General features: G+C 48.5%; 11 protein-coding genes. 2 read left to right on the forward strand and 9 right to left on the reverse strand.

Translation table 11 applies throughout. The features are described 5' to 3' along the window. Positions 1-325: 325 nt before the first annotated feature. Positions 326-577 (reverse strand): BPTI/Kunitz domain-containing protein, encoded by a 252-nt coding sequence (locus I0P70_RS17245; protein ID WP_196120400.1) that lies wholly within the window; start codon positions 575-577, stop codon positions 326-328. A 107-nt stretch (positions 578-684) separates the two neighbouring features. Continuing rightward, a complete protein-coding gene (locus tag I0P70_RS17250) occupies positions 685-2,241 on the reverse strand; it encodes a YdiU family protein (RefSeq protein WP_196120402.1) in 1,557 nt (518 codons plus the stop codon). Positions 2,242-2,426: 185 nt separating this feature from the next. Between I0P70_RS17250 and I0P70_RS17255 the strand changes: the two genes are divergently transcribed. Both I0P70_RS17255 and I0P70_RS17260 read left to right on the forward strand, forming a co-directional pair. After that, positions 2,427-3,356 carry a glyoxylate/hydroxypyruvate reductase A gene (locus tag I0P70_RS17255; protein WP_196120404.1) on the forward strand — a complete coding sequence of 310 codons (930 nt, stop codon included), beginning with the start codon at positions 2,427-2,429 and terminating at the stop codon, positions 3,354-3,356. Continuing rightward, positions 3,357-3,770, forward strand: coding sequence for a VOC family protein (locus I0P70_RS17260; RefSeq protein WP_076422704.1), 414 nt, complete (start codon positions 3,357-3,359; stop codon positions 3,768-3,770). 108 nt (positions 3,771-3,878) lie between these two features. Here the strand turns inward: I0P70_RS17260 and I0P70_RS17265 are convergent, their stop codons facing one another. The 7 genes from I0P70_RS17265 to I0P70_RS17295 form a co-directional block, all read right to left on the reverse strand. Beyond that, a complete protein-coding gene (locus tag I0P70_RS17265) occupies positions 3,879-8,273 on the reverse strand; it encodes an IPT/TIG domain-containing protein (protein ID WP_196120406.1) in 4,395 nt (1,464 codons plus the stop codon). Between the two features lie 279 nt (positions 8,274-8,552). After that, positions 8,553-9,059 carry a GNAT family N-acetyltransferase gene (locus I0P70_RS17270; protein ID WP_230392270.1) on the reverse strand — a complete coding sequence of 169 codons (507 nt, stop codon included), beginning with the start codon at positions 9,057-9,059 and terminating at the stop codon, positions 8,553-8,555. Between the two features lie 33 nt (positions 9,060-9,092). Continuing rightward, positions 9,093-9,980: a dienelactone hydrolase family protein gene (locus tag I0P70_RS17275; RefSeq protein ID WP_196120409.1), complete on the reverse strand. Its 888-nt coding sequence runs from the start codon at positions 9,978-9,980 to the stop codon at positions 9,093-9,095. Between the two features lie 214 nt (positions 9,981-10,194). After that, the gene (locus I0P70_RS17280; RefSeq protein WP_196120410.1) at positions 10,195-10,881 is read right to left on the reverse strand and encodes a hypothetical protein; all 687 of its coding nucleotides are present in this window, start codon (positions 10,879-10,881) and stop codon (positions 10,195-10,197) included. Between the two features lie 398 nt (positions 10,882-11,279). Next, entirely contained in the window at positions 11,280-12,809 is a 1,530-nt protein-coding gene (locus tag I0P70_RS17285; protein WP_196120411.1) for a TlpA disulfide reductase family protein, read from the reverse strand. Between the two features lie 185 nt (positions 12,810-12,994). Further along, on the reverse strand, positions 12,995-13,438 hold the full coding sequence (locus tag I0P70_RS17290) for a hypothetical protein (RefSeq protein WP_196120412.1): 444 nt from the start codon (positions 13,436-13,438) through the stop codon (positions 12,995-12,997). A 442-nt stretch (positions 13,439-13,880) separates the two neighbouring features. Then, on the reverse strand, positions 13,881-14,516 hold the full coding sequence (locus tag I0P70_RS17295) for a phosphatase PAP2 family protein (protein WP_196120413.1): 636 nt from the start codon (positions 14,514-14,516) through the stop codon (positions 13,881-13,883). Positions 14,517-14,530: the final 14 nt, after the last annotated feature.

Here is a 14,530-nt window from a genome sequence, read left to right on the forward strand (position 1 = left end):
TAGAGGTGTAAATCCAGTGCTAAATTCCCATTAACGGACTTATTTACGAATCATCCGTAGCCTCAACACCCCTCTGAGGGCTTCGCTCGCAAGTTTCGACTCGCGTCTCACTTGTCCTCAAGGGGAGAATTTGCTAGAACTTAACAGCCCTACACCTCTCGAGAAGGGCAGGGCTGTGTTAATCGTTCATAAGAATCCTGTCAATCCGTGGGGGTAGGGGCCCTCTTTAATCCTGAAAATCCTTGGGGAAGGGGCCCTATATAAAGATTCAGACAATTATGGGCAGGTAAATCTGTAACTGCAAGGCTTATACCTACAATCTTCATCACCCACACTTACACTGCTCGCACTCCTGCTTCGTCTCAAATCCTTTCAAGGTACAGCCGCTATACCTGATTTCCTCGCATTTGTTTTTGTCTTCGTTGTAAAACCATCTGTTGAATGCTGCGAGGCAGAGTTCATCGGTTGGTGGTTTTTCAGTGCAGGCAGCGATAGTAGTTTCACATTCTTTTTCACAGGAAGCCAATCCGAGCACAGCTGCGAAAAGGATAGTGATGCTGAGCGTCTTGGATTTCATGTTGCAGTTCTGTTAAAAGCTATACCTGCTTTAAGATACGACATGGTTGATCGACTTTGCAAACCTGCGGCAGAAATTCTATGATTCTGAATTTCTGCCGCCGTTACTTAAGAACTACACGAAAGCATTGAGCATCCTGCTTTCTGGGAAGCCCATTCAGGACGGGTCTGGAAGAACTCGTCAAACTTATCGGAATACGGTTCTCTGATAGCCTCCTGTAACTTGTCAAATAGTGTGTCGTCACCCTTCTCCAATCCTTCAATCGCCTGGTGCAATAGGTAGTTTCGCAACACAAACCTTGGGTTGGCTTTTCGCATCATTTCCTGCGAATCCGACCGCTTGATTTTGTTCGTGTTCAGGCGCTCCAGGTAGTTACCGATCAAGGTATAGAGCGCTGTTTTTTGATCTGCCGTCAGGTCATCGTACAGTGCCTGTTTGAAGTGATCTGCAACAGCTTCTTCACCTTCTACCGAAAGCGGCAGGTCAATCAGCAACTGATAGAAAATGGTCATGTCAGGCTGTATCTCTGCCAGGGTTTTCTCGAACTGACTGATCAGATCGCGGTCTATCTGGGACACCTGGTCTAACCCGAGCTTGCGGCCCATCATGGCGTAGTATTCCGTCCAATACACATCCTTGAATGACTCCAGTGTGGCTACCAGTTTGTCCTTATCAGCTAAGGGTAGCAAAGCACCCGCCAGAGCACCCAGGTTCCAGTAACCGATCGAGGGCTGTTTTCCGAATGCATACCTTCTGCCTGGCAGGTCAGTTGTGTTCGGGGTGAAGTTCGGGTCGTAATTGTCCACGAAGGAGTAAGGGCCGTAGTCAATCGTCAGGCCGAGGATGGACATGTTGTCTGTGTTCATCACGCCGTGTACAAAGCCTACCCGCATCCATTCCACCATCAGTTTTGCCGTACGGTCCACCACTTCTTTAAACCAGTCTATTACGTTGTCCTCTCCTGTGATGTGTGGGTAATAGCGACTGATGGTCCAGTCGACGAGCTGGCGCAGGTTGTCAACTTCTTTGCGGGCGTTCAGTATTTCGAAGTTGCCGAAGCGCAGAAAGCTTGGAGCGACACGCATTACGATCGCACCGGGTTCATAGGCCGCATTACCGTTGTAGAACATATCACGAAGCACAGGCTCACCGGTACTTACCAGGCTCAGGGCACGGGTAGTAGGCACGCCTAAATAGTGCATAGCTTCGCTCATCAGATACTCGCGCACCGAAGAACGCAACACCGCACGGCCATCAGCACGACGGGAGTAAGGGGTGAGTCCTGCGCCTTTCAACTGCAGCTCCCAGGTTTTTCCATCAGGTGCTTCCCATTCACCCAGCGTAATGGCACGGCCATCGCCCAACTGACCTGCCCAATTACCAAACTGGTGTCCGGCATAGCAGGCAGCGTAAGGGTACATGCTGTCTGTGACCTGATTGCCACCCAGTATGTCGATATCTTGCTGCTCGGTGGGCCTGGCTATACCTAGCTCTTTGGCAAGCGCATCGGACCAGGCCAGGAGTGTCACTTTTTCTACCGGCGTAGGTTTAGCTTTGCTGTAGAGTACGCCCGGTGTCTGGCGTGGGGTTAACGTGCCGCTGTCATCACCGGTAAAAGCGTCTACAAATTCTTTTTTATAATTCTTCGAGCTCAGTTGCTCCATCTTATTCAGTTTTAGGTATAAAGTAGCTGACCAAGGCGTTTCTATAAACCTTTTGTCAGCCTTTTGATTTCTCTTTAACAAGATTTGTGCAAGATTAGTTAAATTTAGCAGACTTATCCCGTTTAGCACGTAATCAGGGACAGGCTTTACATCGCCAACCATTACTGAACAGACTTACAGCTTTTATGTCAATCACTATATTTAGCCAGGGCAGAAACACAAGCCGCTGGGAAAGTGCCCTGAAGGAACGTCGCCCGGGCTTGGAAGTACATGTTTATCCGGATACAGGACCTGCAGAGGAAGTTGAGTTTGCCTTGGCCTGGAACCACCCGCCCGGTGCCTTTACAGCATTCCCAAACCTCAAATGCATCGCCTCCACGGGTGCCGGAGTAGACCATATTTTGCGGGATCCGGAATTGCCGCAAGGGGTTCAGATTACCCGTATTGTAGACGAAGACCTGACGCAGGACATGGCTGCTTTTGTGACCGCCCAGGTACTGAATCATGTGCGCGGCCTGGACAAGTATAAGGAATTACAGCAAAGCCATACCTGGAAGCAACACAGTTACAAGCGAACCGCCGATGTGGTGATCGGGATGATGGGCATGGGCGTGCTTGGTACGCACACGGCACAGCAGTTGAGCAGACTCGGTTTCAAAGTGCACGGCTGGTCCCGCTCTCCTAAACTGATGGAAGGCGTTGGAACTTATGCCGGTTCAGAGGAACTGCCTGCTTTTCTGGAGAGTGCCAACATCCTGATTTGTCTGTTGCCATTAACTAGGCAGACGGCTGATATCTTAAACAAAGACACATTCAGCAAGCTTCCCAAAGGGGCTTATATCATTAATGTGGCCCGTGGCGAACACGTGGTAGATGACGACCTGATCGAGATGCTTGACAAGGGCCATCTTTCCGGTGCCAGTCTCGATGTGTTCCGGGAAGAGCCATTACCGGAGGAGCATCCGTTTTGGTCGCATCCGGCCATAACAGTGACGCCGCATGTTGCCAGTATTACAAATCCGGCCTCGGCTGTGTCGCAGATTCTGGAGAACTACGACCGGATGCGCCACGGCGAACCATTAATCAATGTTGTATCAAAAGCTAAAGGATATTAAATGAACCCATTCCACTACGCCTTCAAAGTGAAGGACATAGAATCGACACGCCAGTTTTACGTCGGCATTTTAGGATGCAAAGAAGGGCGCAGCACCGAGCATTGGATCGACTTCGACTTTTTCGGACACCAGTTGTCGGCCCACGTGAGTGCTAACATACCTGAGCCCGATTACTGCGGACAAGTTGCCGGTATTAGTGTGCCGGTACCGCACTTTGGCTGTCTGCTCAGCTATGAGCAGTTCGATCAGGTGCGCGAGCGACTGGAGCAGCACGCTATACCTTTTGTGGTCGAGCCTTATACCCGTTACGAAGGCCAGGTAGGAGAGCAGCGCACCATGTTCATCCTCGACCACAGTAAAAACCCGCTTGAGTTTAAGGCTTTTAAAAATCCGGAGGAGGTATTTGCTTCTTAAAAATTGTGAGGGTATAGCATACCTGGATCAAGGTGGCCATTCCTATATGACAGAAGCACAAGGGCCGCTTAGTTGAAACTAAGTGGCCCTTGTGCTTCTTATAGTTTACTATAGTATTGTCAGCTTCCTGATGATCAAACCGCGCTCCGTCTGAATCTGCAGGAAGTAAAGCCCGGCTTTGGCAGTCGGCAAACTGATCTCCACCGCTTCTGGCCTTGGTCCGGTGATGCGGGTCTGGTGCAGGCGCTTGCCCAGGGCGTCATGCAGCTCGATCAGCTGCACGTCGAAGTCGGCGTGGCGCAGGCTGACCGTGAACTGGCCCGAGTTCGGGTTGGGATACACCTGGATGGCCTCGGCCGGCGTGAGCTCCACCACCACGAAATCCGCGCTGCTCTGGGCCTGCCCGCCGTAGCCGGTTATCTGCACCCTGCCGGTGGTGGCCCCGCGCGGCACCCTGACCCGGTAGCTGTCGCCTAAGGCCTCCAGCACCAGCGCCTCCTGCCCGTTGAAAGTGATCACGTCCTGCTGGCCCATGATGCCGAAGTGCGCGCCGGTGATCTCCACCACCGCGCCCACCGCGCCCGAGGAGGGCTGCATGGCCCTGAACCTCGGTCCCGGGATGACCTCGAAGGCGGTGCCTGCCGTGGCCCTTCCGCCGGGCGTCTCCAGGGTCACAAATCCAGACTCGGCCTGCTCGGGCACGCGCACCGTCAGCTGCCGCGGGCTGGCCTCCAGCACCTGGGCCTGCACCTGCCCGAATCTTACGATATTCCTGGTTTTGTCCGCGGCGAAGTTTTCGCCCGTGATGGTGATGCTTGCTCCCACGATGCCAGCCTCTTTGCTCAGGGCCGTGATCCCCGGCGCGTACCACACCGTGTAGGCCGCCCCGCTCACCGCCTCACCGCCCTTGGTGCTGATCGTGAAAGCGCCTGTCGCAGCGTTTTCAGGCACCCGCACCGTTACCGCGTTGCCTGCTTGCTCGATGATCTCGCAGCGCAGCTCGCCGAGCGTGATGGATTCGATCAGCGCTTCCTGCAGGTGCTCGCCAGAGAGCGTGACCCTCTGGCCCACCATGCCCTCGGCAGGGCTGAAGGAGGCGAGCACCGGGGGCTGGTAGACCTGGAACTTAGCCGTGGAGGTAACCCCTCCGTCCGGGGTGATGACTTTCAGGGCGCCTGTCGTAGCGCCCGTCGGCACCACCACTTTCAGCTCAGTGGCCGTGGCGCTGACCACGGTGGCGGCCCTGCCGTTCAGGTACACCTTGTTATCTCCTGGTTTCATTGCAAAGCGCTGTCCGGTGATGGTAACCTCCGAGCCGAGCTTTCCTGCGGCCGGCTCAAAGCCTTCGATGCCCGGCGTGGCCAGCACGTCCTCCAGCCTCACCCGCACCGACTCGTTGATCACCGGCGGCATGTCGAAGATGCGGTTCTGGGTGATGTTGGTGCGGATGGGGGAGTTGAAGTCAAAGAAGATGTCAGCCAGGTTCTCCACCAGGGTCTTCTCCGGCAGATCGCCTTTCGGTTTGATGCTGAACTGAATGTAGCCGTGGCTGCCGGGCTCGTCTGCCGTCGAGTCGGGCAGCAGGATGTTGTCGAAGGTCCAGGTGAGCACTGCTCGCCCCTTGCCTGACACCTCCACGCGGGCCGGGTGGGAGGTGGCCCCCAGCTGCAGGGTGGAGAGGTCCAGGTGCTCGGAGAGCGTGTCGACCACCACGACGCGGTAGGCCACGTCGGTGCCCGTGTTCTGGAAGCGGATCTTGTACTTGAGCGCCGTATTGGTCGGCGTGTAGAACTCTGCCGTGCGGCCCGCGGGCGTGACCAGCTTGTCGTTGGGGTCGTAGGAGTCGGTGATGGGCATGCACTCGGCGGACTGCTCGGCCTCCTCGTCATCGGTGGGCAGCAGGTTCACTTTGCCCGTACTGACAGAACTAACTTCTCCGCCAGAACAGCCCTCCACGGTGACGCTCACCGAGGTGTTGTCACCGTTACCGGTAGGCTGGTCAGCCTCTATTCTCCAGGTGTAGCCCATGGCGGGCACCCACAGCACCAGGCTGTCGCCGGCGGCCAGGCGGAACTGCTCCACCGAGGCCAGCTGGCCGTCGGCGTACTTGCGGAAGAGGCCCGGGTCGGCCATGTCGGCCGTACCGGTGTTGCGCACCACAAAGCGGATCATGCCCGTCTCGGCGCTGCAGCGGCCGGTGATGGCGACGGTCGGGGTGGGCTCGGTGGGCTGGTTGTTGGAGGGGGTGATCCAGGCGCGGGTGCACACGGTCAGGCCCCGTACCGACTCGTCGCCGCAGGTGACGATGTCCGCGACGGTGATGGTGCCCGACTGGCCCGCCGAAAGGTCACCCACGGAGAACTCGTAGGTGCCGTCAGGTAGCAGGGTATAGGATTTGTCAGCTGAGAGCAGCCCGACCTCTTGGGGCAGCTGCAGGTACACCTTGGCGTCTGCGGCGGTGGCGAAGCCGGAGTTTGCGTAGCGCACGGTGGTGGTGCTCTCAAAGCAGCGGCGACGCCGGGTGGAGGAGACGCTTACAGTGAGATAGGGGGAGAGGGTGACTTGTACCCCCATATTATTATTCGCCGAATAGTTACCGTAATTGTTGAAAGTTATAACGGGTGCGTCCTCATCCGATACACAGGTTGGTGTTAAAACCTTTCCGCCTATATTTTCAGTGAGAGGAGCTAAGGTATAGGTGCCCTTTCCTACCAGCAAGCTATAGTTGCCTGCTGCATCTGTGGCACCATAATAGGGGCCTGGTTCTGCTTTAACTAATATATCAGCCAGGCTGGTCTCTGTTTCATCCAGTTCGCAATTAGCGTTCACGTCATGGTATATATTACCTTCTATCCGGTTATATTCACGATCTGTTGTTGCTTCATAAACTGTAACAATATCATAGTTTCGATCAGCCATTGTTGCCAAGCTGCCTCTCCTGTTCATGGCTACACTTGGGAAGTTGGTTGGCGCTGAGTAAACCAGATTACCGGTGACATCATAATATTTAACATCCGGGCTGTTATCACCAGAATGGGTACCAGTTTGAGTGGAAACTAAAACATTCCCAAACGCGTCTGAAGCGATACTAGCACGTATGGAAAAACTAGCCTCATTCTTGTCATAAGTTCCATACTCCTGTATGAACTTACCATTTGATGAAAATTTTTGTACCCTTTTCCCATTCATGTCCAAAACATAAACATTCCCTGCAGCATCTACAGTAACATCCAGGGGCCCGGACAGCTGGCCGGGCTCTTTCCCTCTGGGACCATATTTAGCTATTATTGCCCCTTCTGGGTTAAGTTTTGTCAGGGCGTGTGGATCATTATTGTTAAAGTTAGTGACGTAGATAGCACCTGTATGATCGACTGCCAAACCCGCTGAAATAAAGCCTTGGTAAGCATTGTAGTAGCCAGGCAATGAGGGGCTAAACATCGTAATGTAATTTCCGTCAGAATCAAATTTCTTGATCCTTGATTGGGGGGTATTGGATGGCCCGGAATATTCTAAGATATAAATAAATCCGTTGTCGTCGATGGCAAATGTCAATGGGTTAATAAGCCGGGAGTCAGCTAAAGCAAATTTCTTATCTTCTTCACCTGCAGCATTATATCTAATGAGTTGGAATTTTATATGGTCCAGAATGTACAGGTTATCTAACAGGTCAAACCCAACTTCATAAGGTCGCCTCAGGTTACCTATTCTTTCCAGAAGCTGCTGCTCTTGATCATATTTTAGGATGTGATCTCCACTAGTATTGATCCTTCTTACATACATATTATTCTGGTTGTCAAACAGAACAAGACTCCCCCTGAATGCATTGACTGAGAGTGATTTTTTGTATGTACCCTCTGCTGAAAAGACCTGAATGGGCCAGTCGATGGTATTTATATAGACCGAGCCATTATTGTAAGCGTAAACGTCACCGTTTTTATCGACGGCTAAGGCTAGGGCATAAGACTTATTAAAGCCGCTTTCCTTCATCACAGCCTCGCTGAAGCGCTTTATGATCTTGCCCTCACGATCTATATGAGTAATATGTGCGGTGGGAGACCAGGAGCTTTTCTTAATATCGGCTATATAAATGTTATTCTGGTTGTCAAACGTAAAAAACGTGTGATCCGATCTCCATATCGGGTCTGGGTCAGCCAGCGTGATGGTTTCGATGAGTGTGCCGTTCGTATGATACACATACAGCTTTCTGTCGAAAGAGTCAAAAATATGCAGACGATCAAGGTGGTCGATATGCAGAGACAAATTGTAAACCCGATTTGAGTCAGGAACCGGTACGGTGGGGAATATTTTTACAAGCTTGCCCTGTGGGTCGTGCTTCTCGATGCGCATTCTCTTTTGATTCAGGATGTAGATGTTCTGATTTTGATCTACAGCTACCTGCAGCACGACACCTTCTTCATTATCATATCCCAGGTTATAATCAGCTGCATTCACCTTAAAGTCAAGTAGTATTTTACCGTCCTTGACTTTCACAACTCTTGACATTTCTGTTAGATAGAGATGGTTTTCCCGATCTAAAGCAATGCTGTAAATACTCATCGCTGGTTTACTGCCAATTACATACTTTTCTCGATATAAAGGCTTCTGGGCAAATGAAAGGATAGTTGAAAGGCTGAATAAAAGAATAAGTAAAGTTGTCCTCATAGGCTGAAAGATAAGGTGGCTATTGTCCTGTAAATGTAGTTATTAAAGTATAAACATAAAGCTATTGAAGCGCATGTGTGCTCAGCTTTTTTCTAAACGCCTTATGTTATACCTGAGCCATCAGGCAGGCCGCCTGACAGCATAGATCAGCTCATCCTGGTACTCGCCATTTTTATAAAAAGTCTTCTCGAGTTTTGCTTCCAGCACGAAACCGGCTTTCTCAAGTGCCCGCTGCGAGGCGATGTTATACCCGAAGGGTCGGGCGAAAATGCGGTTGATGTCCCAATTGGCAAAGCCATAGTCCACCATCTGGCGGATAGCCTCCGTTACGATGCCTTTTCCCCAAAAGGGCTCCGCAAGCCAGTAGCCCATCTCTGCATTTTTCCGGTAGATGTCTGCCTGAAGGTGTATTCCTATACCGCCTGCGGCTTCGCCTTCCACCTCGATTGTAAGGATATGGGGCGGATTGCCCTGTGTTACCATCTCCAAAAAAGCCTTGCCTTTCTCGTAGGTATAGGGATGCGGAAACACATCCGCCATGTTCCGGGCAATGTTGAAATTGTCAGCATATTTCACCAGACTGTCCAGGTCAGCCATTGTCCAGGGACGCAGTTTGAAGTTCATCATCTACCTGCTTTAAAAATCACTTTCTGCGTGATGTTACTTTAAATGCTGCTTGAAAAAATCAACCGTACGCTGCCAGGCCAGTTCGGCTGCGGCCTTGTCGTAACGGGGCGTGGTGTCGTTATGGAAACCGTGGTTGGTGTTCGGGTAGAAGTAGGCGGTGTACTGCTTATCATGCGCTTTTAAAGCCGCTTCATAAGCCGGCCAGCCTTCGTTTACGCGTGTGTCGTGTTCGGCGTAATGCAGTAGGAGGGGAGCTTTGATTTGGGGCACCTCCTCAACCGGCGCCTGCCCTCCGTAAAACGGAACAGCTGCTGCCAGATCAGGTATACGCACGGCCATCATGTTCGAGATCCAGCCGCCGAAGCAGAAGCCTACCACGCCGGCTTTGCCATTGCAGTTTTTATGATGCTTCAGGTAATCATGCGCTGCTATAAAGTCCTCGAGCATTTCGTTACGGTCACGCTGGCTCTGAAGAGAGCGGCCTTCATCATCAGTGCCGGGGTAGCCTCCAAGAGGCGTGAGAGCATCGGGTGCGAGGGAGATGAACCCGGCCAGTGCGGCTCTTCGGGCCACATCCTCTATATGCGGATTCAAACCCCGGTTTTCGTGCACGACCGCTACACCGCCCAGCCTGTTCTTCGCATCAGCCGGCATCGACAAAAGCGCCTTAATCGGACCTCCACCTTTAGGAGACTGGTAGGTGATGTATTCGGATATAATGCGCGGATCGTCCGCAGCGAGCTGGACTTTGTTCTTGTAATCCGGCATCAGAAAACTTGCGAGCGAAGCCACTGTAAGGCCACCTACGGCATAGATCGAGAGCTTCTGCATAAAATCACGCCGGTTGATGCGGTCGTGGGCATAGTCGTCGTACAGGTCAAACACTTCCTGTTTAATATCTTCCTTATTGATCTCGTCCATATAAGTTTTCTGTTTTGCTTCAGATTAAGGTGCGTGTCAGAGGCTAAATGCTATACCTGTCAGTTTTGGCAAAGCACTAAAACATTCTTTAAGGTAGTGAAAGTGAGTGGAATAACAGGCTACTAAGAACAAGAATATTTTGATTATGATAAGGAGGAACGGACTTGTGCAATCCATGTACAAGTATAAAGGCTGAAATGTGCTGGGTAGAGTTTTATTTATTAGTACAGTTTCTGACTAGGGCTTCTGCCCTTTCACTCATCTGATTATTATAGCCAAAGTCATTAAAGTTTTCTAAACTATCCTTTGAGCTTACAATCAGGCTCATCCATTCATATTTAACTGACTCTGGATCGTTTGAAACAGTACTACCCATACCACCCAAGAAAACACCAACTTTATTAGTTGGTGGTGGATTTTCTTGGTCATCCCAGAACATATAGTTCTCAAGGCTTTTGATTGCATTCAGTTGCCCTGCATTATTTTTCCTAAAGTACCTATGGTCAATATATCCTGCTTCTATTGTACCCTGATATAAAAGAATGCCATCCTCTGGTATATTCAGCACTTCACGACGACTTACTTTTTTCACAGGTGCACCACAAGGCATATTGCTGATTACTACTGCTGTTCCTTTGAAATCTTTTGGGAAAATGAAATCTAAATTCTGTGCATTTGCTTGCCCTATAGTCATTGAGAGGTACATGAAGAGCATGAACCCTGGATACCAAAGTACAATTGGAACAAACGTCCAACCGAGTTTAGCACTAAGCTTCTTCTTGCTAAGCCAGAGAGTTACAACACCTATAAGAAAAGCTGGCACAGCAAAAATTAACCAGTAAGGATTCCATGACACAGCAAATGCCAATACAATAATGGTTATCCCTATTTTAGATTTCATGTGTCACTGACATACAAGGTGCTTGTGAATGAGGTGAGCGAGGCTTTCAGCCGCAGCCTCGCTCATGTGCTGGGTTAAGCGCAGTATCTCTTATTATTAGCTTATAGATTCCGTAGTCTACAAAATTGCTTGAGCAAATGGTTTTCAGTGGTTTCAAGCAATAGGTTCTTAAGCAAATTGCTGGACTGTTCTCTCAATGACTTCTATCTTCCCCTTTTATACCAATGCTGGGTGGCTTGACACTTAAACAACTCCATTTTCCAAACGCACATGCACGCTTTGCTCAATGCCTGCCCTGCATACTTGGTCTGAATGAGGGTTATGCAACCCGGCAGTAATTTGACGGTTTTTCCTAATGCAGCCCTTCTTGAATAAGTAGCAATCTGGAAATGTTTATTTTACAACAGACTGTTAATCATTCCTTTCACTTCGTATTTTCCAGGAAAGGTTGTAAATTTATTGATGAGTACACCTTCTTTGTTGTATAGCAGATATGCCGGAATATTCTCGAATCCAAACTGGTTCATGGTGTATTTCCACTGAGTGTCAGTCAGATAATAATGCTCACTGCCTATTCCCTTGATTTTTTCTTCCCATCGCTCCCGAGGTGAGGATGTATCTGTTAAATACACAAATACAACATCCTTATCATGAAATTCACCTTTTGTACTTTTGAATTCATTCATCGCTTTCAGGCAGGGACCACACCATGTTGCCCAAAGGTCAATTAAAACAACCTTGTTTGGATGTTTGGCGACAATTGTTTCAATTACTTTATCGCCCGCAACGGATGAGATGTCAATGACAACAGCAGGTGATTTGAATTTGTCTAATTCTACAACCTGCTGGTTTTTCCGAAACAGTATCTTTGCAATCTCGCCGTTTTTCCAGTAATCTCTTATATGTTCTTTTTGCTTTTCGGTCAGCGGTCTTACTTCTTCAGTCAGCTGCCTGGCATAAGCATTGGCTGCTAAAACATCGTAGTATGGGCCATTGTCAAATCCTACTAAATCCGATAAAACAGCTTTCACACTTGCCAACCAAGCAGGAACATCGCTTTCTCCTATCTCAGGAAGCCCCAATACTTCATTCTGGAGTATCTCTTTTTGAAAATACGAAAATTGAGAAGTAAGCAGATACTGTGGGTCATTGAGCTTAAAATCCCTTAGAAAGCGAAAATAGGACCTGTCAAGCTTTTGCAGATCAGGCTTATTGCTTTTGTCGCCAGTTGTTTTTACATAATTATGAATCATCTCTTTTTCATAATCAAAGACATGTTCTACATACATGTTTAAAAGAAAATCTTTAGACAGCACTTCTTTTAATTCCTTCGACAGTAATGTATCCTTATTTAATATCTGTAATCTTTCTGATAGAACAGTCTTAGCATTATTCAGAAAATAATCTGGGCTTTTGTCATACATAGGTTCCTGTGTCTTATTGCCGCCAGAAAACATTTTAGGTATGAACGCTAAGCCTTGGATCATGTCATATTGAGTCATATTAGCAGGCGTAACGTCAACATTTTCGGTATCAAAGTCTGAATTATAAGCAATGTCGAGATTCGTAACACCACCACTTGTCAGTTTAACATAAAGGGACTTGTATGGATTTAAGCTTGTGTTTAAGGCAGTCAGAGAAACAGCCGTTTCAACATCAACATCAAGAGAGAATTTCCCTGATTGATCAGCAAGCGCTTTATATGGAACAATCTCTCCCGTAATTGGATGTGGAACATAAACATTTACAAAAATGCTATCCTTGTCTGTGTCGTTCGGACTTGTTATGCTGCCTGTTACTTTAGCTGTACCAGCTATTATTTCAGTTGCATCTGCTTCTGTAGCAGTTGTGTCTGTTACCTTACTAACAGACTGGTTACATGCTAGCAAGAACAAAAGGCTGAGTATGCCAAGGAGATTTAATTTCATAATTTTAGTTATCGTTAACTTGATTAGGAACTGGCAGACCTTTCTCTAAAATCCGCTGGAATGAAATGATTATTTACATAAGATTTGAACAAGCCGATGATATAGTAATTATGCCAACGGATTTGTGCAGCCGAAGCACGAAGCGTAGCAAGGGTTAAGGCTGAACTGGGTTGTAGGATGTTTTTCTATTTTAATTGTTTGATTTTATCCCACGGCCCCAATCTCGTTACTTCTTTGATAGCCCCGCTAAACAAGTTTGAAGGACCTTGATTATTCATATCGAAGATTCCTTCAAGAATTACATACTGCTGGTTATATCCTTTATACCTTTCTACTGAATCGCCACTTATTCCTTTAGGGAAAAATATCCAGAAGCTATTTTTCAAGATTGATTTTTCAGAGTCTTCCTTGTGCAAGAAGATATTCCGTAAGTACGCTTCGTCATATTGAAAATAGCCGATTACACGCACTTTCTTTTCATGATACTTTTCAGGGGTCGCAATTAAACTGATAATAGACACATTTACTACATCACTTCTTTCTTGTTCCATGTTACCTTCGTTGGCTTGAGCAAAAGTTGTAGAAAATCCCAGTAATGACATCAAAGTCAAAATAAACAGCAACTTCATATTTTTTGTATTATATAACCTACAACTATAGTATAAACGGAAGTCTATTCCGTTTATCGGCCTTATAAGCAAAGGTGGTTTTATCTGCTTAAACACACTTATTTCTGTACACCTTTGCATGATCGCCTTCATAGCGCTTTACTAATATAGTGATTTTACAGAGACTTGACAACTAATCCAATATTTTCCCAGCATAAAGCTAACCGTAGAAGTAAAGCTTATGTAAATCACTTTATTATGGTGAAATAATAGATTTTTTTCAAGGTGTATTGGGCAAGTTATCACGCATGAAACGACTCTGTGTTATGTTCAACTGATGTAAGAAAAGCCTGGAAGCGTTTATAAACGCAACTAAACGTTTCAAAAAACGGATGTTTCAATTAGCAGAGCTGGGCTTGGTCGATTTTCGTCTGACAGGTTGCACCTCAAAGCAATGCTATACCTATCGCACTAGCCTTAAATTCCGACTCCGTCTAAGCAAGGTATAGAACTGTTCCCGGTGTTTCCGAAAGGTGTAAGTAGACAGGAATGCAGCCCCAGATCCGAGAAGCATGGAACCGAGTACATCGCTAGGATAGTGCACGCCTAATGCCAGTCTGGAATAGGCGACGAGCAAGGCCCAGGTCAGTATGAGGCCGCGCAGAGCTGAGTTGCGGAACATCAGTACAAGCACGACGGCTGCCGTAAAGGCAAAAGCTGTATGCCCGGAAGGGAAGGAGGGGCTGCTGGCCTCTGCAATCTGCTCAATCGATTCGTGGGTGATAAAGGGGCGGGGACGATCTACCGTGTATTTCAACAAGCCGATAAACAAAATATTCAAACCCATGGCAAATACATATTGGTAGGCTTTCAACTTGAGCGAAACCATCCTCCTGAAATGCCCCGCCAGGTATAGGCAAAGTGGAACCAGGGCTCCGAGTCCGTAGGCGGTAATTGTTAGGGTGAGTAGCAGGAAGTCCAGGTCTGTTACCCGGTTGCCATTCAGCAGTTGCAGCGTGGCCAGGTCCAGGTTGCCGAAGGTTTCGAAGAGGGTAGTCGTGAGTATGAGCAGTGGCGCCAGATGCAGAAGCAGAAACATGGGTAAGCTTTAAT

The sequence above is a fragment of the Pontibacter sp. FD36 genome (assembly GCF_015686655.1).
Lineage (GTDB): Bacteria > Bacteroidota > Bacteroidia > Cytophagales > Hymenobacteraceae > Pontibacter.

Bases quoted from the DNA above. Each gene is read 5' to 3' on its own strand.
- I0P70_RS17245 (WP_196120400.1), bottom strand. From the start codon at position 577: ATGAAATCCAAGACGCTCAGCATCACTATCCTTTTCGCAGCTGTGCTC.
- I0P70_RS17265 (WP_196120406.1), bottom strand. From the start codon at position 8,273: ATGTCAAGAGTTGTGAAAGTCAAGGACGGTAAAATACTACTTGACTTT.
- I0P70_RS17280 (WP_196120410.1), bottom strand. From the start codon at position 10,881: ATGAAATCTAAAATAGGGATAACCATTATTGTATTGGCATTTGCTGTG.
- I0P70_RS17295 (WP_196120413.1), bottom strand. From the start codon at position 14,516: ATGTTTCTGCTTCTGCATCTGGCGCCACTGCTCATACTCACGACTACC.
- I0P70_RS17260 (WP_076422704.1), top strand. From the start codon at position 3,357: ATGAACCCATTCCACTACGCCTTCAAAGTGAAGGACATAGAATCGACA.
- I0P70_RS17275 (WP_196120409.1), bottom strand. From the start codon at position 9,980: ATGGACGAGATCAATAAGGAAGATATTAAACAGGAAGTGTTTGACCTG.
- I0P70_RS17255 (WP_196120404.1), top strand. From the start codon at position 2,427: ATGTCAATCACTATATTTAGCCAGGGCAGAAACACAAGCCGCTGGGAA.
- I0P70_RS17270 (WP_230392270.1), bottom strand. From the start codon at position 9,059: ATGATGAACTTCAAACTGCGTCCCTGGACAATGGCTGACCTGGACAGT.
- I0P70_RS17250 (WP_196120402.1), bottom strand. From the start codon at position 2,241: ATGGAGCAACTGAGCTCGAAGAATTATAAAAAAGAATTTGTAGACGCT.
- I0P70_RS17285 (WP_196120411.1), bottom strand. From the start codon at position 12,809: ATGAAATTAAATCTCCTTGGCATACTCAGCCTTTTGTTCTTGCTAGCA.
- I0P70_RS17290 (WP_196120412.1), bottom strand. From the start codon at position 13,438: ATGAAGTTGCTGTTTATTTTGACTTTGATGTCATTACTGGGATTTTCT.